Source organism: Saccharothrix sp. HUAS TT1 (genome assembly GCF_040744945.1).
In the GTDB taxonomy this organism is placed as follows: domain Bacteria; phylum Actinomycetota; class Actinomycetes; order Mycobacteriales; family Pseudonocardiaceae; genus Actinosynnema.
This window is the reverse complement of sequence record NZ_CP160453.1, coordinates 1,788,815-1,806,402: the sequence shown is the minus strand read 5'-3', so window position 1 is coordinate 1,806,402 and position 17,588 is coordinate 1,788,815. Positions and strand designations below refer to the sequence as shown.

Annotated in this window: 17 protein-coding genes; 8 read left to right on the top strand and 9 right to left on the bottom strand. The window is 69.1% G+C overall.

What is annotated here, in order from left to right; genetic code table 11:
* Positions 1-202 precede the first annotated feature (202 nt).
* Positions 203-850, bottom strand: a complete 648-nt coding sequence (locus AB0F89_RS08895; protein ID WP_367134430.1) for an HAD family hydrolase — start codon at positions 848-850, stop codon at positions 203-205.
* 662 nt (positions 851-1,512) lie between these two features.
* Between AB0F89_RS08895 and AB0F89_RS08890 the strand changes: the two genes are divergently transcribed.
* The 5 genes from AB0F89_RS08890 to AB0F89_RS08870 all read left to right on the top strand — a co-directional run bounded on the left by AB0F89_RS08890 (position 1,513) and on the right by AB0F89_RS08870 (position 6,726).
* Complete coding sequence (locus AB0F89_RS08890; RefSeq protein ID WP_367134428.1) at positions 1,513-3,147, top strand: HNH endonuclease family protein; 1,635 nt, start codon at positions 1,513-1,515, stop codon at positions 3,145-3,147.
* A gap of 363 nt (positions 3,148-3,510) precedes the next feature.
* Entirely contained in the window at positions 3,511-3,981 is a 471-nt protein-coding gene (locus AB0F89_RS08885; protein WP_367134425.1) for a superoxide dismutase, read from the top strand.
* 101 nt (positions 3,982-4,082) lie between these two features.
* On the top strand, positions 4,083-5,231 hold the full coding sequence (gene dusB / locus AB0F89_RS08880; RefSeq protein ID WP_367134423.1) for a tRNA dihydrouridine synthase DusB: 1,149 nt from the start codon (positions 4,083-4,085) through the stop codon (positions 5,229-5,231).
* Complete coding sequence (locus tag AB0F89_RS08875; RefSeq protein ID WP_367134421.1) at positions 5,224-5,682, top strand: hypothetical protein; 459 nt, start codon at positions 5,224-5,226, stop codon at positions 5,680-5,682. The genes dusB and AB0F89_RS08875 overlap by 8 nt, the downstream gene beginning before the upstream one ends.
* Before the next feature lie 240 nt (positions 5,683-5,922).
* Positions 5,923-6,726 carry a GGDEF domain-containing protein gene (locus AB0F89_RS08870; protein ID WP_367138788.1) on the top strand — a complete coding sequence of 268 codons (804 nt, stop codon included), beginning with the start codon at positions 5,923-5,925 and terminating at the stop codon, positions 6,724-6,726.
* Positions 6,727-6,908: 182 nt separating this feature from the next.
* Here the strand turns inward: AB0F89_RS08870 and AB0F89_RS08865 are convergent, their stop codons facing one another.
* On the bottom strand, positions 6,909-7,382 hold the full coding sequence (locus AB0F89_RS08865) for a hypothetical protein (RefSeq protein ID WP_367134419.1): 474 nt from the start codon (positions 7,380-7,382) through the stop codon (positions 6,909-6,911).
* 782 nt (positions 7,383-8,164) lie between these two features.
* Here AB0F89_RS08865 and AB0F89_RS08860 point away from each other — a divergent pair.
* From AB0F89_RS08860 to phoU, 3 genes are all read left to right on the top strand, one after another.
* Positions 8,165-8,752: a hypothetical protein gene (locus AB0F89_RS08860; RefSeq protein ID WP_367134417.1), complete on the top strand. Its 588-nt coding sequence runs from the start codon at positions 8,165-8,167 to the stop codon at positions 8,750-8,752.
* A gap of 50 nt (positions 8,753-8,802) precedes the next feature.
* Entirely contained in the window at positions 8,803-10,545 is a 1,743-nt protein-coding gene (locus tag AB0F89_RS08855) for an LCP family protein (protein ID WP_367138786.1), read from the top strand.
* Between the two features lie 80 nt (positions 10,546-10,625).
* On the top strand, positions 10,626-11,294 hold the full coding sequence (gene phoU, locus AB0F89_RS08850) for a phosphate signaling complex protein PhoU (RefSeq protein WP_367134415.1): 669 nt from the start codon (positions 10,626-10,628) through the stop codon (positions 11,292-11,294).
* A 23-nt stretch (positions 11,295-11,317) separates the two neighbouring features.
* Here phoU and AB0F89_RS08845 read toward each other — a convergent pair whose 3' ends face one another.
* From AB0F89_RS08845 to pstC, 7 genes are all read right to left on the bottom strand, one after another.
* The gene (locus AB0F89_RS08845) at positions 11,318-12,115 is read right to left on the bottom strand and encodes an ESX secretion-associated protein EspG (RefSeq protein ID WP_367134413.1); all 798 of its coding nucleotides are present in this window, start codon (positions 12,113-12,115) and stop codon (positions 11,318-11,320) included.
* Positions 12,112-13,683, bottom strand: a complete 1,572-nt coding sequence (locus tag AB0F89_RS08840; RefSeq protein WP_367134411.1) for a hypothetical protein — start codon at positions 13,681-13,683, stop codon at positions 12,112-12,114. The genes AB0F89_RS08845 and AB0F89_RS08840 overlap by 4 nt, the downstream gene beginning before the upstream one ends.
* A gap of 15 nt (positions 13,684-13,698) precedes the next feature.
* Positions 13,699-14,235 (bottom strand): DUF3558 family protein, encoded by a 537-nt coding sequence (locus tag AB0F89_RS08835; protein ID WP_367134409.1) that lies wholly within the window; start codon positions 14,233-14,235, stop codon positions 13,699-13,701.
* Between the two features lie 13 nt (positions 14,236-14,248).
* Positions 14,249-14,650: a hypothetical protein gene (locus AB0F89_RS08830; RefSeq protein ID WP_367134407.1), complete on the bottom strand. Its 402-nt coding sequence runs from the start codon at positions 14,648-14,650 to the stop codon at positions 14,249-14,251.
* Positions 14,651-14,814: 164 nt separating this feature from the next.
* Positions 14,815-15,591 (bottom strand): phosphate ABC transporter ATP-binding protein PstB, encoded by a 777-nt coding sequence (gene pstB / locus AB0F89_RS08825; RefSeq protein WP_367134405.1) that lies wholly within the window; start codon positions 15,589-15,591, stop codon positions 14,815-14,817.
* Positions 15,592-15,601: 10 nt separating this feature from the next.
* On the bottom strand, positions 15,602-16,516 hold the full coding sequence (gene pstA / locus AB0F89_RS08820; protein ID WP_367134403.1) for a phosphate ABC transporter permease PstA: 915 nt from the start codon (positions 16,514-16,516) through the stop codon (positions 15,602-15,604).
* Positions 16,513-17,568 carry a phosphate ABC transporter permease subunit PstC gene (gene pstC, locus AB0F89_RS08815; protein ID WP_367134401.1) on the bottom strand — a complete coding sequence of 352 codons (1,056 nt, stop codon included), beginning with the start codon at positions 17,566-17,568 and terminating at the stop codon, positions 16,513-16,515. The genes pstA and pstC overlap by 4 nt, the downstream gene beginning before the upstream one ends.
* Positions 17,569-17,588: the final 20 nt, after the last annotated feature.

Here is a 17,588-nt window from a genome sequence, read left to right as displayed (position 1 = left end):
ATCTGGTGCCTGTGTGCACGTTCACTCGTACCAGGCTATGCACATTCACCTGTACGCCGACAGCACCCGAACATGCCAGCTCACATCCTCAGGTCCGCCAAGCCTTGTCGGTGCTTCTGCACACTTATCCCTCGCTCAGCACCGACCTGCTCAGCCTGGCAGCGTGAGCCCTGTGCCCGCTCACCAACAAACGTTTGCCAGCTCACGCGTCCCTAAGCAGCTCCGGCAAGTCGCGCAGAGAGTCGATCACCCAATCGGCATCACGACGCACCAACGGGTCATCGGCCCACAGGTATCCCCACGGGCCACGCCGGATCAACGCCGTACGCAACCCAGCAGCCTTCGCCGCCACAACATCGTTGTCCCGATGATCACCGACGTACAACACATCCCCAGCCACCGCCGCAGGCGTCATCCTCACCACCCGCTCAAAGAACTCCGCCGCAGGCTTGGCCACACCCCACTCACCAGACATCGCCAGCCCATCCACCGGCAACTTCAATCCACGCAGCAACTCAGCCGCCCGAGCCGTCTGGTTCCCCGCAACCCCCACCCACACCCCAAGCTCCCGCAACCGCGCCAACCCAGCCCGCACATCCGGGTAGAGGTCGTCCTCCTCGATGCGCTCCCCGACGCCCGCCTCCTCCCGCAACCGCCGCTCAAGGGCCACATCAAACCCAGGCCGGAAGTACTGGAACGTCTCCGCGTTATCCCGCTCTGCCGCAGTCACCGCCCCGAGCACCGTCGAGAACGTGTGCCGAGACACCCCAACCCAGTCCGCCCAAGCCCCCCACTCCCGCGAGTCGTCCAGCAACGTCTCACCCACGTCAAACACCACCGCCACGACCATGCCCTACTCCTATGCCATCCCTGCCCACCACGCGCCAGTGACACTGGCCCCAGTGTGGACCGAGGCAGCCTGACCACGGTGTTCAGAGTTTCTTTTCTTCATCAAGGCGGCCCCCTGCGGGGACCGCCGGCCGTTCGTACCCTTTGAGGCTGTCGCGGGCGGCCTTCGGCGATGTCCTCGGTCGCACCAACGTGGGCCTGGCGGCCCACGGGCGCGACACGCGAGGTACCGGAGCCCGCCCACAACAGCCGGAGGCCACGGCCAGCGTCCCCGCAGGGAACCGCGTGGTCAGACTGGCGCTGCTCTTGCGGGGTGTTTCCAGCGTTCGGACATGGGACGAGCGCGAGGAGTCGGCTTGGCAGGGCTGTCATGGCGCTCGGCTGCCGCGCCTGTGGACAGCCCGACGCCTTGACGGCATCGACCAGCCCACAGGCTTGCCTTCGCAGTGACTACGCTTGTTGGTCCTACTCGAACGTCATGACGAGCAGTAACACGCAGACGGCTAGGCTTGTCAGTCAGCGCTTCAAGATCATCAGTCGCGAAGGACTGGCGGCTCGGGTGCCGTCATAGCGTCGAACGCCTGCGTGATCTATTGTGCGACCGACGACCAAGACAGTGGCCTAAGCGACCTAGCGACAGAGGTCGCAGCATGGGGAGCCAAGATGCCAAAGTACATGGTCAACCTTGATGCCTTGATTCCTCGCGAGGACTTCGAGGCAGTAAGTCCTGACGTAATCACTCAACCATCAGGTCTCATGACGAACATTGGCGTCACGGATCTTGCGCCTGATAGCCTAATGTATAACGTCCTTCGCAAACCTGACTTCCAAAGGGAAACGGCTAACTGGACACCAGACAAAGTGGCCGCTTTGGTTCAAAGCTTCCTTGAAGGCGATCTCATTCCAGCCATCATTCTATGGCGATCACCCAAGAGTGGTAATATCTTTGCCATCGATGGCGCGCACAGGCTGAGTGCTCTTATTGCGTGGGTTCATGACGACTACGGCGATAAGCATCGATCGCTGCGTTTCTTCGACGGTGTCATTCCAGATGAGCAGAAGAAGGCGGCGAAGGCTACACGTGATGCAATTCAAGGAAGCGTGGGTTCGTTTTCTGACCTTAAACTTGCCCTACAAAATTCGGACACAGCTTCGAAAGATCGTTTGCGCCTAGCCCGGAACCTTAGCGCCTTCGCACTCCAGTTGCAATGGGTTAACGGTGAGTCCGAGAAGGCTGAGACGTCGTTCTATCGAATCAATCAGCAAGCTACTCCCATTGATCCGACCGAGCTTGATATTATCAGAGCTCGTCGTAAGCCGAACGCGCTGGCAGCGCGGGCCTTTATTAGGGCAGGGACGGGACACAAATACTGGTCGTCTTTCGACGAGAGCGTCCAGACCACAATCCAAGAGCTCGCCGAAGACGTATACAACTTGTTGTTCAAGCCCACGCTAGACCTGTCTATCCGATCTTCGGATCTACCCGTGGCCGGTAAGGGTTATTCGGCGGATAGCCTAAGAATGGTATTCGAGTTGGTCAACTTCGTGAATGATCTTCAACCGGAAAGCTGGCGAGACGAAGTTGAACCGAAGAGGCGTTCGAAGGTGGTTCGCGACACGGTTACAATTCTAGAGGACGACCGGGATGGTGTGACTACTATCCGATTCATGCGGACAGTCAAGAAGGCAGCCGAAAGGGTTTCCGGAAACTCTCCGGGCTCGCTGGGGCTTCACCCTGCAGTTTATTTTTACAGTGCGACCGGAAGGTTCCAGCCTGCCGCATTTCTCGCTGCAGTGGCTTTCACTCAAGAACTCAACGAGAAGCGGCGGCTCGCAAAATTTACCGAACACCGCAAGCGGTTTGAGGACTTCATAGTCGAGTACAAGTACTTCGTGAATCAGATCGTGCAAGCGTACGGAAGCCTTCAGCGGTCAGTACCTTCAATCCTTGAGTTCTACAGGATTTCCCTTGATTCTGTCGTTGCAGGTCTAGGTGACGAAGAGGCGGTTAATGCCCTGCGTGCGAGCTCCGCTCCGCGTCTTCCTGTGAAAATTATTACGGACGACGATCGTAAGCATCGCAGGAACTTCACTAGCGACACAAAGAACTCTCTTGCACTCAAGGCGACGCTTGAGGGCTCACCCGCATGTCCGATCTGCGGTGCGCGACTGCACCTGCGCTCGATAACCGTTGATCACATTATTCGTCGTCAAGACGGCGGGACCGGCGACCCCTCGAACGCCCAGTTGACTCACCCGTACTGCAATTCCGGGTTTAAAGAAAGTCGGAGCCTCTAACACAGGAATCGCTTTGCTAATGGTCAGCGAGAATATTGGGGCGGCAAGCGGCTTTTGACAGCGAGATCAACTCCCCCGGTTACCCCCGACTAACGACGACAGAGGACCGCGTCGTTCGATTCACAATGGTGGTTCGCATCTGGAAACTCCGCAGGCCAAGGCGGGTATCGGAAGATGTCGACAGACGACGGGTAAGCAAGATCCACAACCTTCGGGTTCAGGGTTCGAGTCCCTGGCGGCCCACCACTTCGCTCTAGCCACCATTCGAATCGGTGATGCCCTCGAATAGCCGCCGGCCGAGCAGTCCACCGGAAAGGGTGATGGTGGTGGCGGGGGTGGTGGTTGGGCGGATAAGCAGGGGGCATGTACCTCGCTGCGGCCCTCGTGCTCGCTGCCTCGGTCGCGCCGGTGTCCGGGGGCCTGACCAGCTATGACCCGCGTGTTCCGGCTGGAGCGCGGGCTTCGGTGGTGGTTGCGCCCATCGGTGGTGGGACGGTGGTGATGCTGCGGACCACCGGGCTGCTGCCCGATCGCGAGTACGGCGCACATGCGCACGTGAACCCCTGCGGACCCACTGGGGCGGATGCGGGGGCGCACTTCCAGCACGTTCAGGGTGGTGCGACGGATCCGGCGTTCGCGAACCCGCGCAATGAGCTCTGGCTCGACTTCACCACCGACGCGCACGGTCGCGGGTACGCGGTGGCGCGGGTCGACTGGAGGTTCGGTGAGAGGCGGGCGGGGTCGGTGGTGTTGCACGAGGAGCACACGCACACCGAGCCGGGGCACGCGGGGACGGCTGGGGCGCGGTTGGGGTGTCTCAGCGTGCCGTTCTAACGGTCCAGGCCCGCGACCGGTGTGGAGCGGGTGCGGGTGGCCGTGGGTGATTCGCTGATGTGTCGCCCACCACTGCCTGGGCTGGGCGACAATGGACGGCGATGTCCACCGCGCTGCACGCCACCAAGCCCCTGAAGATCGGCCGGTACCCGGTCGACCCCGCCGTCGTGCTCGCACCCATGGCGGGCATCACGAACGTGGCCTTCCGCCAGCTCTGCCGCGAGTTCGGCAGCCCCTCGTCGCTGTACGTCTGCGAGATGATCACCGCACGGGCGATCGTCGAGCGCGACGCGAAGACCATGCAGATGATCACCTTCGGCGAGGGCGAGAGCCCGCGGTCGATGCAGCTCTACGGCGTCGACCCGAAGTCGATGGCGGAAGCCGCCCGGATCATCGTCGGCGAGGACCGGGCCGACCACATCGACATGAACTTCGGCTGCCCCGTCCCCAAGGTCACCCGCAAGGGCGGCGGGGCGGCGCTGCCGTACAAGCGGCAGCTGTTCCGGCAGATCGTGCGGGCCGCGGTGCGCGCGGCGGAGCCGGCCGGGGTGCCGGTGACGGTGAAGTTCCGGATCGGCATCGACGCCGACCACCTCACCTACCTCGACGCCGGGCGCATCGCCGAGGACGAGGGCGCGCAGGCGGTCGCGCTGCACGCCCGCACCGCCGCCCAGCGCTACTCCGGCCAGGCCGACTGGTCCGCCATCGCCCGGCTGAAGGAGGCCGTGACCAGCGTCCCGGTCCTCGGCAACGGCGACATCTTCAGCGCCCGGGACGCCCTGGACATGGTCGCCCGCACCGGCTGCGACGGCGTCGTCGTCGGTCGCGGCTGCCTGGGGCGCCCGTGGCTGTTCGGCGAGCTGCAGGCCGCGTTCCGGGGCGAGCCGATCCCGCCCGGCCCGCGGCTCGGCCAGGTCGCCGACGTCCTGCGCCGCCACGGCGTGCTGCTCGCGGACTTCCTCGGCGAGGACAAGGGCCTGCGCGACCTGCGCAAGCACATGGCCTGGTACCTGAAGGGCTTCCCGGTCGGCGCGGAGCTGCGGCGCAACCTCGCCATGGTCTCGACCCTCGCCGAGCTGGACGACCTGGTCGGCAGGCTGGACCCGGAACTCGACTTCCCGGACAACGCCGACGAGCCGCGCGGCCGGCAGGGTTCACCCGGCAAGGTGGTGCTGCCCGAGGGCTGGTTGGACGACCCGGAGGACGCGACCGTGCCCGTCGGCGCCGACGAGATGCACTCGGGTGGGTGACGTGCTCCTGCGCGCCGTGACCGCGGCGACGTGCGCCCTCGCGCTGTCCGGGTGCGGTTCGACGATCACAGGCGCCGCCCAGCCGCTCAAGGTCACCGACGTGGAGCGCGAGTTGGTGACCGGGTACTTCAACGACCTGAACGAGGCGGGCGGGCAGGGCACGGCCGAGCAGCGCGAACTGCTCCAGGACACCCAGCACCCGGACTTCCGCGACGAGGACTGCGAGCTGCCCTCGGGCACCATCGAGGTGCAGCCGACCATGTCCACGCTGCGCCTGGACCCGGCGTGGGAGCCGCCCGGCGCGGACGAGCACCCGCGCGGCGTGGTGCTGGTCGTCGCGGTCACGTTGACCGTGGTGCAGGAGGGCGCCGAGGTCGGCAGCCAGATCGGCTCGCAGCACGTCGTGCTGCTCAACGGCAAGGCTTACGGCTTCGCCCCGTGCGTCAACTGAGGCCCTTCCGGGACCGTTGAACACGCTCGGCAAGCTTTTGGCTGCCGCTATCACCGAATGTCACCAGTTCGGAGCAGTGCACGGTCAACCAGTCGAGGGAAATCCCTCTATGACGCGTCCCGCCCGCTCAAGCGTCGCCTCGTATCAGACGACACCTTGGCAAGTAGGGAGGTGAGCGTGATGACCGCACTGCGACCCGAAGTCGCCGAGTTCGACAGCGACGGCCAGCCCGGAGGGGGCATGCCCGCGACCGAGAGCGAGGGCACCGGACTGGTGCAGCTGCACGAGTCGATCGCCGCGCTGCTCGCCTCCCGCGGCCAGTGGCGGCAGGCGTACCAGCACCTGCGGTCCGCGTTCGACCTGGTCTACGCCGACCAGGACGAGCAGCCGCAGGTGCCCGAGCAGCTGCGCCGGGAGGTCGACCGGCTGCGCCGCGAGCACGCCGAGGCGCGCGAGCAGAGCCTGCGCGACAGCCTCACCGACAGCTACAACCGCCGTTACCTGGACGAGCGCCTGCTCGACATGGTCGCCCAGCGCGGCTCGACCACGGCCGGGCTCGCCATCGCGTTGATCGACCTGGACTGGTTCAAGCAGGTGAATGACACGTTCGGGCACCTGTTGGGCGACCGGGTGTTGCAGCGCGTGGTCGAGCTGTTGCAGGAGGAGCTGCCGGAGGACGGGTTCTGCGCCCGCTACGGCGGCGAGGAGTTCGTCCTCGTGCTGCCCGGCGTGGAGCCCGGGCCGGCGGTGGAGATCGCCGAGTCGGCCCGGTTGCGTGTCGAGCGTCACGCCTGGGCTTCGCTCGCCCCCGGTTTGCGAGTGACCGTCAGCATCGGGTTGGCTTGCGAGCCGCCCGTCGCGGACTCGCCGGCGCGTCCGCCGGTCGCGCCGGAGCAGCAACTCCTGCGCGCGGACAGCCTGCTCTACACGGCCAAGCAGTCAGGACGCAACGCGGTGGCGTACCGGGAGAACGGACGCGTGCGCCTCGCCGGTGCCGCTTCCGGGCGACGAGGCATAGCCGAATCGCGGGTCGCCGGTTACTGATACCTAACGGCAACTCACCCTTTCGGACGTAGTCTGCTGCGCGCAACCGAGTACTGCCGACCCCTGTATCACCGGGAGTGGTCGTCAGGACTGGCGGTCATCCGTAGTATCGCCAAGGCAAGTGACACGCCGTTGGTGCAACCAATGTGTCCTTGCTGTCGTCAACTCGTGATGACGACCGACTAATGACCGAAGCTGAAGGGAGACCGGGTGCCCGACGAGCCCCGCCGTGGCGGCCCCGGACCCGGCGGTGACCAGGACCCCCAGGAAGACCAGCCGACCGGTCGTCGTCGCAGGTCGTTGGACAGTGGCGGGCTGAGCGTGTCCGACCTGCTGGAGCAGCACAGCCGCACCAACATCCCCCGCCCGGTCCCGCCCGGTCCCTCGGACACCGGCAGGCGCGCCGCGCCCGAACCGGAACCGCCGCGCAGACCGGCGCCGCCCCCGAACGGCAGGCCCGGCCCGGAGGCGACCGGCAGGCGTGCCGCCCCCGAGCCGCCGCGCAGGCAGGCCGAGGACACCGGCGCCCGGCCCAGGCCGGCGAACGGCGCGCCACCGGCGCCCGGCCGCCCCACCGCGCCGCCGCCGAACGACTTCTTCGCCCCGACGGGCGAGGGCACCGGCACCCGGACCCGGCGACCCCAGCCGGAGGACACCGGTACTCGCCGCCGCCCTGAGCCCGAGGGCACCGGAGCCCGCCGTCGTCCTGAGCCCGAGGACACCGGCAGCCGCCGCCGCCCCGAGCCTGAAGACACCGGCACCCGTCGCCGCCCCGAGCCCGAGGACACCGGCAGCCGCCGCCGTCCCGAGGAGCCGGGCCAGGCGCGCCCCTACCCGGGCAGGCCGGACGGGGTCGACCCGAGGCGTCCCGCCGCCCGCCCGCCGGCGCCCGGCGAGGGGGGCGAGCCGAGCAGGCGCTTCCCCGCCAACGGCCGCCCGCGCCCGGAGAACGGCCCGGTCGACGCGCCGCGCGTCCCGCAGGACCCGGCCGGACCGCGCAGGTCCGCCGACCACACCGGTCAACGGCCGCGGCCGGACCTCCCCGGCACGCCGCCGGGTCGACGGTCGGCCGACGCGCCGCGCCAGCACCCCGAGGGGTTGGTCGGTGACGCGCCTCGGCGGATGCCCGACGGCAGCGGACCGCGGCCCCGGCCCGAGGACCTGACGCCCGAGGCGCCCCGGCGGATGGCCGACAGCGGCTCGCGTCAACGTCCTGAGGAGCCAGCGCTCGACGCACCTCGGCGAATGGCCGACAGCGGACCGCGCCAGCGTCCTGAGGACCCGGCCGACGGCCCGCGCAGGCGGCCGGACGAGGTCGGCCCGCCCGGTCGTCGGGCGGCAGAGGGCGCGGCGGCCGACGGCATCGCCCGGCGGCTCGCGGACAGTCCCCGCCCCGGTGAGAACACCGGTCAACGGCCCCGCCCCAGCACCCCCGCCGATGGCCCCCGCCGCCTCGCTGACGGCAGCGGACCGCGCCGGCGGCCGGACAGCCCGGTCGGTGACGGTCCGCGTCGCCTCGCCGACGGAAGTGGCCCGCACGACGTCACCGGTGGACCCCGGACCGCTCAGCGCCCGCGTCCCGAGGGCAGCGGACCGCGTCGGCTCGCCGATGGCCCGCCAGTCCCGCCGGTCGACGGCCCTGTCCAGCCCCGTCGCCTGGCTGATGGCCCGCCGGTGGACGGCCCTGGTCAACCGCGCCGGTTGGCTGATGGCCCGCCGGTTCCCCCGGTCGACGGCCCCGGTCAACCGCGTCGGCTGGCCGATGGTCCGCCAGCGCCTCCGGTGGACGGTCCGGGTCAACCGCGTCGGCTGGCCGATGGTCCGCCGGCGCTTCCTGTGGACGGTCCGCCTCGACGGCTGGCCGATGGTCCGCCGGTCGACAAGCCCGGCCAACCGCGCCGCCTCGCGGACGGTCCGGCCGACGGCAGCGGCCCCCGTCCCGTCGGCGACCCGCCCGGCCGCCGGTTCGCCGACGACGGCGAAGTCGCGCCCGACCAGGCGCACCCCGTCGTCGCCGACCGCCTGAACACCCCCGAACCGCGCGAAGCCATCGACCCGGCCAGCCTCACCACCGAGATGGAGGCCATCAGCGACGAGGTCAAGAAACGTCGCGAGGTCGACCACACCCTGGCCCGCTTCTCCGCCGTCCACGACGAGCTGGCCGAGCAGGAGCGCCTGCGCAAGGAACGCCGCCAGAAGCTCATGCCCTGGAAGGCCGACCACGACGAGGACGCCACCGAGTACGCCGAACCGGTGGACCTCGCCGACGGCGACGGCCCGCACCGCCGCGGTCGCACGGCCAAGCACAGCAAGATCGTCGGCACGATCAAGGTCGTCGCGCTCACCGCCGCCGTGCTGGTGTTCGTCTCCACCGGCCTCGGTTGGGGCGCGATGCTCTACATCGACAGCAAGATCACCGAGATCGACGCGCTGGGCACGAACTCCGCCGCCGTCCACGAGGCGGAGAAGCAGCTCGGCGACGAGAACTTCCTCATCGTCGGCTCGGACACCCGGGCGGGCGCGAAGCCGCAGGACGGCGTCGGCGACGAGGGCGCCGAACCGGGCGCGCGGTCCGACGTGCTGATGCTCGCGCACGTCCCGGCCGACCGCAAGCGCATGGTCATCGTCTCGGTGCCGCGCGACCTGCTGATCACCCGCCCCGACTGCGAGGGCTGGGACCCGACCACCGGCGAGTACACCGGCGAGCAGTTCGCCCGCGAGGCGGACGTGAAGGCGAACGAGCCCTACGCGGTCGGCGGACCCCGGTGCGTCAGCAAGTTCATGACCGAGCTGACCGGCTTGGAGATCAACCACTTCATCAGCGTCGACTTCAACGGCTTCAAGGGCATGGTCGACGCCATCGGCACCGTCCCGGTCTGCGTGCCCAAGCCGATGGAGGACGACGAGCTGGGCGTCATCTTCGACAAGGCCGGCCGCTACGAGATCAACGGCGACAAGGCGCTCGACTTCGTCCGCGCCCGCAAGGTCGAGGGCGAGACGAAGACCGACTTCGACCGCGTCGGCCGGCAGCAGCAGTTCCTGTCCTCCTTGCTGCGCAAGGCGTTGTCGTCGGAGATCCTGCTGAACCCGGGCAAGCTCAACGGCTTCCTCAACGCGTTCGCCGCGTCGACCGTCGGCCAGAACATCGGCGTGAACGACATGCTGACGCTGGCGCAGTCGTTGCAGAGCCTGGAAGCGGGCCGGGTCACGTTCGTGACCATCCCGCACGAGACGTCCGAAGGCCCCACGCTGTCGAACGACGACAACCTGGAGCTGCTGAAGGAAGACGACGTCAAGAAGCTGTTCCAGGCCGTCATCGACGGCACTCCGCTGCCGGAGGAGACCCCGGACGACACGCCCGCCGACCCGGACAAGGCCCAGGCCGACCCGAACAAGGCCGCCGCGCAGACCTCCGCGCCGCCGCCCGGCCCCAAGCAGGGCAAGGTCATCGACCACAATGGCCTGAAGATCCAGGTCCGCAACGGCGACCCGAACAACGACGGCGCGGCGAGGCTGACCACGGAGGCGTTGCGGGAGCTGGGTTACGACGTGGTCATCCCCGGCAGCGCACCGCCCACCGACCGGACCGTCATCAAGTACGGCATCGGCGCGGAGGACGCGGCGGCGACGCTGCAGACGTCGGTGCCCGGCGCGACGCTGCTCTTCGAGCCCAGCATGGGCGGTGCGGTGCAGCTGCTGATCGGGCCAGGCTGGGACGAGGAGATCGTCGCGCCGCAGGCGCCGGGCTCCGACCCCGGCAAGGCCGCGCCGCCCGGGGACCTGACCGTGGTGAACGCGGGCAAGGACCCCTGCGCCTGAGCGAACTGGACGTTTCGGGTTCACCACCGGTTTACCGGGGTGGGTCGCTACCGCGATGACCCCACCGTAGGCTGACGGCCATGCGTGAGGCCTACCACGACCAGCTCGGACAACTCGCCGACCAGCTCGCCGACATGTGCGGGATGGCCGGTGACGCGATGGAGCGGGCGACCACGTCCCTGCTCGGGGCGGACCTCGCCCTCGCCGAGCAGGTGATCGGTGACGACGCCAGGATCGACGACGTGCGCGCCAACATCGAGGAGCAGGCGTACGCGCTGCTGGCGTTGCAGGCGCCGGTCGCCACCGACCTGCGGATCGTGCTCGCGGTGATCCACGCGGCGGAGAGCGTGGAGCGGATGGGCGACCTCGCGCTGCACGTGGCCAAGGCCGCCCGGCGCAGGCACCCGAACCCGGTGCTGCCGGACACGGTCCAGCCGTACTTCGCCGAGATGGGCCGCATCGCGGTCGAGCTGGCGCGCGAGGCGACCGACATCATCCGCACGCAGGACGTGGCGCGGGCGCGGTCGCTGGAGGACGCCGACGACGCGATGGACGACCTGCACCGCCACCTGTTCACGGTGATCATGGACAAGGACTGGGCCCACGGCGTGCCGTCCGCTGTGGACACCACGCTGCTCGGCCGGTTCTACGAGCGCTTCGCCGACCACGCGGTGTCGGTGGCCAAGCGCACGGTCTTCGTGGTGACCGGTCGGATGCCCGGCTACCACGGCGAGACCGCCGACGCGTGACCGCCCGCTAGCGGAGCAGGCCGCTAGCGGAGCAGGCCGTTCAGCTCCTGGGCGAGCTGGCCCGCGATGCGCGCGTTGTCGGCGGGGGCGTGGGTGAGCCACTTGCGGCCGTCCTGCCCCTGCCGCGTCTGCGACATGTAGCGGCCCTGGTCGTTGTCGAACCAGGCGACCTGCGGCGCGCGCTGCTCCCGGCCGTGCCTGCCGCGCACCGTGACGCCGAACTGGCCGGCCCGCAGCCGGGGGCGTTCGAACACCGCTTCCAGCGCGCGGACCTGCGTGGACACCGACGAGCGCGGCGCCATGGCCTGGGTGAACGTGGCGTTGCCGAAGTCGTCGTCCCGGCGCGGCGGCGGTGGCGGGGCGGACGTCGGCACCGGCACCGTGATCGACTGGCCGGGGCCGGGTCGGGTGGGCGGCACCAGGTCCACGATGGCGCGCAGCAGCGCGGGCGCGCGCATCAGGTCGACCTTCAGCTGCCGGTCGTCCATCACCGCTAGGGCCGCTGCCTCACCGGCCGCGCCGCCGCGGGCCAGCAGCTGGCGCTCGACGTTGCGGGCGTCGAGCGAGGCGACCGCGTTCAGGCAGTAGTCGAACCGGACCAGCAGGGTCAGCGCCTCCTCGACCTCGGGCGCGACCCGGCCGCGCCGGACCAGGCCGCGCGACTCCAGGTCGCGGTGCACGGCCTCCCGGATGCCGCGCCGCTCGTCGAAGGTCTGCCCGAGGTAGGGGAACTCGAACGGGTAAGGGCGGCTGCCGAGCTTCAGGTCCTCCCAGAGCACGTCGGCCGCCGCGAACGACAGGGCGAACGAGAACACGCTCACCCGCCGATGACCGGCGGGGCGACCATGGTGCCGTCGCCGAAGACGTCCTCGGTCTCCACCAGGTAGGACGCGGCCTTGTGCTCCTTGTCCTCGTCACCCTGGCCGCGAGCACCACCGGCTCCCGCGCCCATGCCCGCGCCCAGGCCGCCGACGCCACCGCGACCGGCCGCACCGGCGCCGCCGAGGCCACCGGCGCCACCCGGCCCGAAGCCACCCGCGCCGGACCGACCGGCCTCGCCGAGCGTGCCCGCGCTGCCGCCGGGCCCGAAACCGCCGCCCAGGCCGCCCAGGCCACCGCGACCTGCCGCGGCCAGGCCACCGGGTCCACCGATGCCGCGGCCACCACCGGCGCCGCCCCCGCCACCGCCGCCGGCACCACGACCGCCGGGGCCGTTGGGCCCGTTCGGACCGTTGGGCAGCCGTCCGCCGGGCGGGACGGTCGTCCGTCCGTTGGGACCGGTGCCCGGCGGGAAGTACCCGGGCGGGTACGGACCACCGCCACCGCCACCGGGCAGGTTCGTGCTGCCGCCGCCACCGCCACCACCGCCGGGCAGCGTCGTCTGGCCACCACCACCGGGCCCGTTCAACCCGGACTGGTTCGTGCTGCCACCGCCACCGGTGCCACCGCCACCGCTGCCGGGACCACCGAGGTCGCCGAGCCCGCTGCCACTACCGGTCCCCGTCCCGGTGCCGGTGCCGCTGGGGATGGTCGGCCGGGTGCCGATCTGGCTGTCCCCCGTGCCGTTCGGGTCACCGCTGCCGCCGGTGCCCGCCATGGGCGGGGGCGGGGAGAAGGCGGGCATGGTGGAACCCGACTCCTGGAAGTCCTGCGACATGGTCGTCATGACCTCGGCGGCCCGTTCGTGGGCCTGCTGCTTCTCCTCGAACTTCTGCTCGATCTTGTCGATCGTCTCGGCCCACTTGAACGGGTTGGGCTCGGAGAAGAACATCTTGTAGGCGTCGGCGGTGCTGAAGTCGACCGGTTCGGGCATCGCGTTCTTCGCCTGCTCGGCGGCGGTGCTCTGGGTGTAGAGCTTGTTGCCGGTGAGCTGCGCGCCCTGCGCCGCGTTGCCGGACCAGGTGGCGACGTTGGTGAAGTAGCCCTGCGCCGACTCGGCCGCCGCGCCCTGCCAGGCGCCCTTGCTGGCGGCGGTGGCGCTGGTCAGGTTCGTCTGCAGCTCGGCGAGCGTGTTGCCGATCTTGGTCCACGCCTCGCCCTGCTCGTTGGCCGTGCTGGGGGCCATGTTCTGGGTGACCATGTCCTTGAGGGCCTTGTGGTCGTAACCCAGGTAGTGCGAACCGGCGGGGGTCAGCGGCGGGCGGTAGTTCTCCACCACCTGCTCGAGCTGCCGCTCCTGGTCGGCCTGGTTCTGCGCCGACTGCGCCTTGTAGCGCAGGTAGTCGTCGAGGGTGAGGATGCCGCCGAACAACCCCGGGTTGGCATCCCGCTCGCGCTCGTACTCGGCGCGCAGCTCGGCCTCGGTCTGCCCGGCGTAGGTGACCTGGCCGGCCTGGCTGTTGTTCTGCGGCGGCTGCGAGGACGGCGGCTGCGAGTTCGGCGGCGTCACGACGTTCTCCCCTGGTTACTTCGGCAGCTTGGGTTCGATTGCTTCGGCGACAGCTTTCGCCGCGTCGCAGGCTTCGTCCAGCGAGGCGTTCGCACTGCCGACGACGTCAACCCTGGAAGTGGCGGTCACCTCGATGGCGACCAGGCACGACGAGCTCGAGGCGGGTTCCGTCGCCAGCGCGCCCTTGCGCGGTCCGACGTCGATGCTCGACACCTCTTTGCCCACGGCGTCGGCGATCTTCAGCGACGGCTGGGCCTTGACCGTCACCGACGTGGTCGCGGAGAACTCCGCGTCGCAGGACTTGCCGTCGGCTTCGACCTCGGTGAGGTTCAACTGAGCAGCCACCGAGTTCAGCGCTTCGCACGTGTCGAAGTCGGCCAGCGAGTCACCGCCACCGGACGGCTTCGACGTGGTGGTCGCTTCCGAGGTCTCCTCGGCCGAGGTGGAACCCGTGGGCGCGGGCGTCGGATCTCCCTGGGTGGTGCAGCCGGTGGCGACAACGCCGAGCACCGTCAACGCCAGGACGACGCGGATCGACAATCCCTTGATCAACTGACTTCCACCCTCAGTAGCGCTTGTAGGTGCCGGCATTGGAGTCATCGACCTCGCGGTAGTTCTCGATCGCCTTCTGAAGCGCCAGCCGTGCCTCTTCCAGCGCGGACTTCAGCTGTTCGATGGCCGGAACGATGCCGGACGTGCCGGCGCCACCCTCGACCCCTTCCCGGTTGTAGCGGGTCAGGGCGGTCGCGTCCGGACTCGTGCCCAGTTTCACGTCCTGGCGCAGCAGGGCGACGTCGTTGTCCATCTTGCGCAGGTCCTTCTGGGCGTTGTCGATCGCCTTCAGGTACTCCTGGGCGCCGGCCTCGCTGATGGCGAACGAACCCGACTCGGCGGCCTGCTTCAAGCCGACCATGTTGGCCGTCATCGCCTGCATGGACTGTGCGCTCCACGCACCTTCCGCCGCCACGGTTACCCCCTGCGAGTCTGCCGATCCCAACGGTCACGGTACCCCCGGACGGAGCACCGTGTCTCGGCTTTGACGGCGGGCGCGAGCCCCCGGTTCCCCTCGTCACCCGAACGCGCGGAAGCCCTCCCACCAGCGGTGGGAGGGCTTCCGGGTGGGGGTGGGGGTTAGCCGAAGCGGCCGGAGATGTAGTCCTCCGTGGCCTTCTGGCTGGGGTTGGAGAAGATCTTCTCCGTGTCGTCCACCTCGATCAGGCGGCCGGGCTGGCCGACGCCGAGCAGGTTGAAGAACGCGGTCTGGTCGCTGACCCGCGCGGCCTGCTGCATGTTGTGGGTCACGATCACGATCGTGTATTCCTTCTTCAACTCCGTGATCAGGTCCTCGATCGCCAGGGTCGAGATGGGGTCCAGCGCCGAGCACGGCTCGTCCATCAGCAGCACGTCCGGCTGGACGGCGATCGCCCGCGCGATGCACAACCGCTGCTGCTGGCCACCGGACAGCCCGCCGCCCGGCCGGTCGAGGCGGTCCTTCACCTCGTTCCACAGGTTCGCCCCGCGCAGCGACCGCTCGGCCACCTCGTCGAGCTTCTTCTTGTTCCGCTCACCGGCCAGCTTCAGCCCCGCCACCACGTTGTCCCGGATGGACATCGTCGGGAACGGGTTGGGGCGCTGGAACACCATGCCGATGGTCCGGCGCACCTGCACCGGGTCGACGGCGGAGGCGTAGATGTCCTCGCCGTCCAGCAGCACCTTGCCCTCCACCCGGGCGCCCGGCGCGACCTCGTGCATGCGGTTCAACGACCGCAGCACGGTGGACTTGCCGCAACCGGACGGGCCGATGAACGCCGTCACGTTCTTCGGCGGCACGGCGAGCGAAACACCGTCCACGGCGTGGAACTTGCCGTAGAACAGGTTGAGGTCTTTCACGTCGATGCGCTTGGCCATGACCGCCCGCTCACTTCGTCTTCGGAGCCAGCCACCGCGAGATCACGGTCGCCAGCAGGTTGAACAGCGTGATGATGATGACCAGGGTGATCGCCGCACCCCAGATCCGCTCGAAGCCCGCCTGCGTCGGGTTGTTCCGCTCCGACGTCATCAGCAGCGGCAGCGAGGCCATCGGGCCTTCGAACAGGTTGTAGTTGATGTACGGCGCGTACGCGGCCAGCACGAGCACCGGCGCGGTCTCGCCCATGACCCGGGCGAGGGCCAGCATGATGCCGGTGATGATGCCGGACAGGGCCGTCGGGACGACGATCTTCACGATCGTCTTCCACTTCGGCACGCCGAGCGCGTAGGACGCCTCGCGCAGCTCGTCCGGCACGATCTTCAGCATCTCCTCGGTGGTCCGCACGATCACCGGCACCATGAGCAGCACCAGCGCGAGGGACACCGCGAACCCGCTGCGGCCGAAGCCGAAGTACGTGATCCACAGCGTGTAGACGAACAGCGCGGCCACGATGGACGGCACGCCGGTCAGGATGTCGACCATGAACGTGGTGGCGCGGGACAGCTTGGACCGGCCGCCGTACTCCACCAGGTACACGCCGACGAACAGGCCGATCGGCACCGAGATCAGGCCGCACACCAGGCCCTGCACCAGGGTGCCGTAGATCGCGTGGTAGACGCCGCCGCCCTGCTGCCGGCCGAGCAGGCCGGACAGCGACTTCTGCCACCAGTCGCCGTCGAGGACCACCGGGAACCCGCGCTCGACGACCACGTACAGCACCCAGATGAGCGGCACGATCGCGATCAGGAACGCCCCGTACACCAGGGCGGTGGCGACGCCGTTCTTGAACCTGCGGGCCGGGCTGACGCTCTGGAACGTCGGCGGCGTGGCGAGGCGGTTCAGGTCCGCCGTGTCGGTCGTCATTCGTACTCCTTGTGACCGGCGACGATGGTCCGGGCGATGGCGTTGACGCCGAAGGTGAGCACGAACAGGACCAGGCCGGCGGCGATGTACGCGCCCGCCGTGCGCGGGTCGTTGAACTCGGGCGCGGCCAGCGCGATCTTGGACGCGAACGTCGCGCCGCCGTCGAACAGGCTCCACGCGAACGCCGCGCCGGTGCCGCTGAGGATGATCGTCAGCGCGATGGTCTCGCCGAGGGCGCGACCGAGGCCGAGCATGGACGCGCTGACGTAGCCCGCCTTGCCGAACGGCAGCACGGTCGTCCGCACGACCTCCCACTTGGTGGCGCCGAGCGCGATCGCACCCTCGACGTGGGTGACCGGCGTGCGGTCGAACACCTCGCGGCTGACCGCGGTGATGATCGGCAGGATCATCACCGCCAGCACGATCCCGGCGGTGAAGATGGTGCCGCCCAGCTCGATGCTGACGTTGCCCTCGGCGAACAGCGGGATCCAGCCGAGGGTGGACGTCAGCCACTCGCCGACCGGGGTGAGCACCGGGCCGAGCACCAGCAGGCCCCACAGGCCGAAGATGATCGACGGCACGGCGGCCAGCAGGTCGATGACGTAGGCGAACGGCCGGGCGAGCCTGCGCGGCGCGTACTGGGTGAGGAACAGCGCGATGCCCAGGGCGATGGGCATCGCGATGGCCAGGGCGAACGCCGAGGACACGACGGTCACCAGGAGCAGGTCCAGGATGCCGTAGCGCATGTTGGCGACGTCGCCGGTGGACCACTCGCGGCTGGTCAGGAAGTTGACCTGGTCCAGCGCAAGCGACGGGATGGCCTGGAGCAGCAGGAAGACGCCGATCGCCGCGATCAGGACCACGATGAAGATGCCCGACCCGGTGGCCAGGCCTGCGAAGATCCGGTCACCCGGCCGGACGTGGGTCTTCTGGTCGGCTTCCGTGGTCGGGGGAATCGGAGCCTCCGAGTCGGGTCGGGCGGCCGGGACGCCCGACCGGGCACCGGTCGGACCGGTGCCCGGCGGGCGGGGGGCCACTGTGCGGTCACTCATCGCGATGGCGTTCCCGGGAA

What these genes read in the sequence shown, in the direction of transcription:
- pstA (WP_367134403.1), bottom strand. Translation starts at nt 16,516, where the DNA reads ATGACGACCGACACGGCGGACCTGAACCGCCTCGCCACGCCGCCGACG.
- AB0F89_RS08870 (WP_367138788.1), top strand. Translation starts at nt 5,923, where the DNA reads ATGCCCGCGACCGAGAGCGAGGGCACCGGACTGGTGCAGCTGCACGAG.
- pstC (WP_367134401.1), bottom strand. Translation starts at nt 17,568, where the DNA reads ATGAGTGACCGCACAGTGGCCCCCCGCCCGCCGGGCACCGGTCCGACC.
- AB0F89_RS08885 (WP_367134425.1), top strand. Translation starts at nt 3,511, where the DNA reads ATGTACCTCGCTGCGGCCCTCGTGCTCGCTGCCTCGGTCGCGCCGGTG.
- phoU (WP_367134415.1), top strand. Translation starts at nt 10,626, where the DNA reads ATGCGTGAGGCCTACCACGACCAGCTCGGACAACTCGCCGACCAGCTC.
- AB0F89_RS08860 (WP_367134417.1), top strand. Translation starts at nt 8,165, where the DNA reads ATGGCCCCCGCCGCCTCGCTGACGGCAGCGGACCGCGCCGGCGGCCGG.
- AB0F89_RS08890 (WP_367134428.1), top strand. Translation starts at nt 1,513, where the DNA reads ATGCCAAAGTACATGGTCAACCTTGATGCCTTGATTCCTCGCGAGGAC.
- pstB (WP_367134405.1), bottom strand. Translation starts at nt 15,591, where the DNA reads ATGGCCAAGCGCATCGACGTGAAAGACCTCAACCTGTTCTACGGCAAG.
- dusB (WP_367134423.1), top strand. Translation starts at nt 4,083, where the DNA reads ATGTCCACCGCGCTGCACGCCACCAAGCCCCTGAAGATCGGCCGGTAC.
- AB0F89_RS08895 (WP_367134430.1), bottom strand. Translation starts at nt 850, where the DNA reads ATGGTCGTGGCGGTGGTGTTTGACGTGGGTGAGACGTTGCTGGACGAC.
- AB0F89_RS08855 (WP_367138786.1), top strand. Translation starts at nt 8,803, where the DNA reads ATGGAGGCCATCAGCGACGAGGTCAAGAAACGTCGCGAGGTCGACCAC.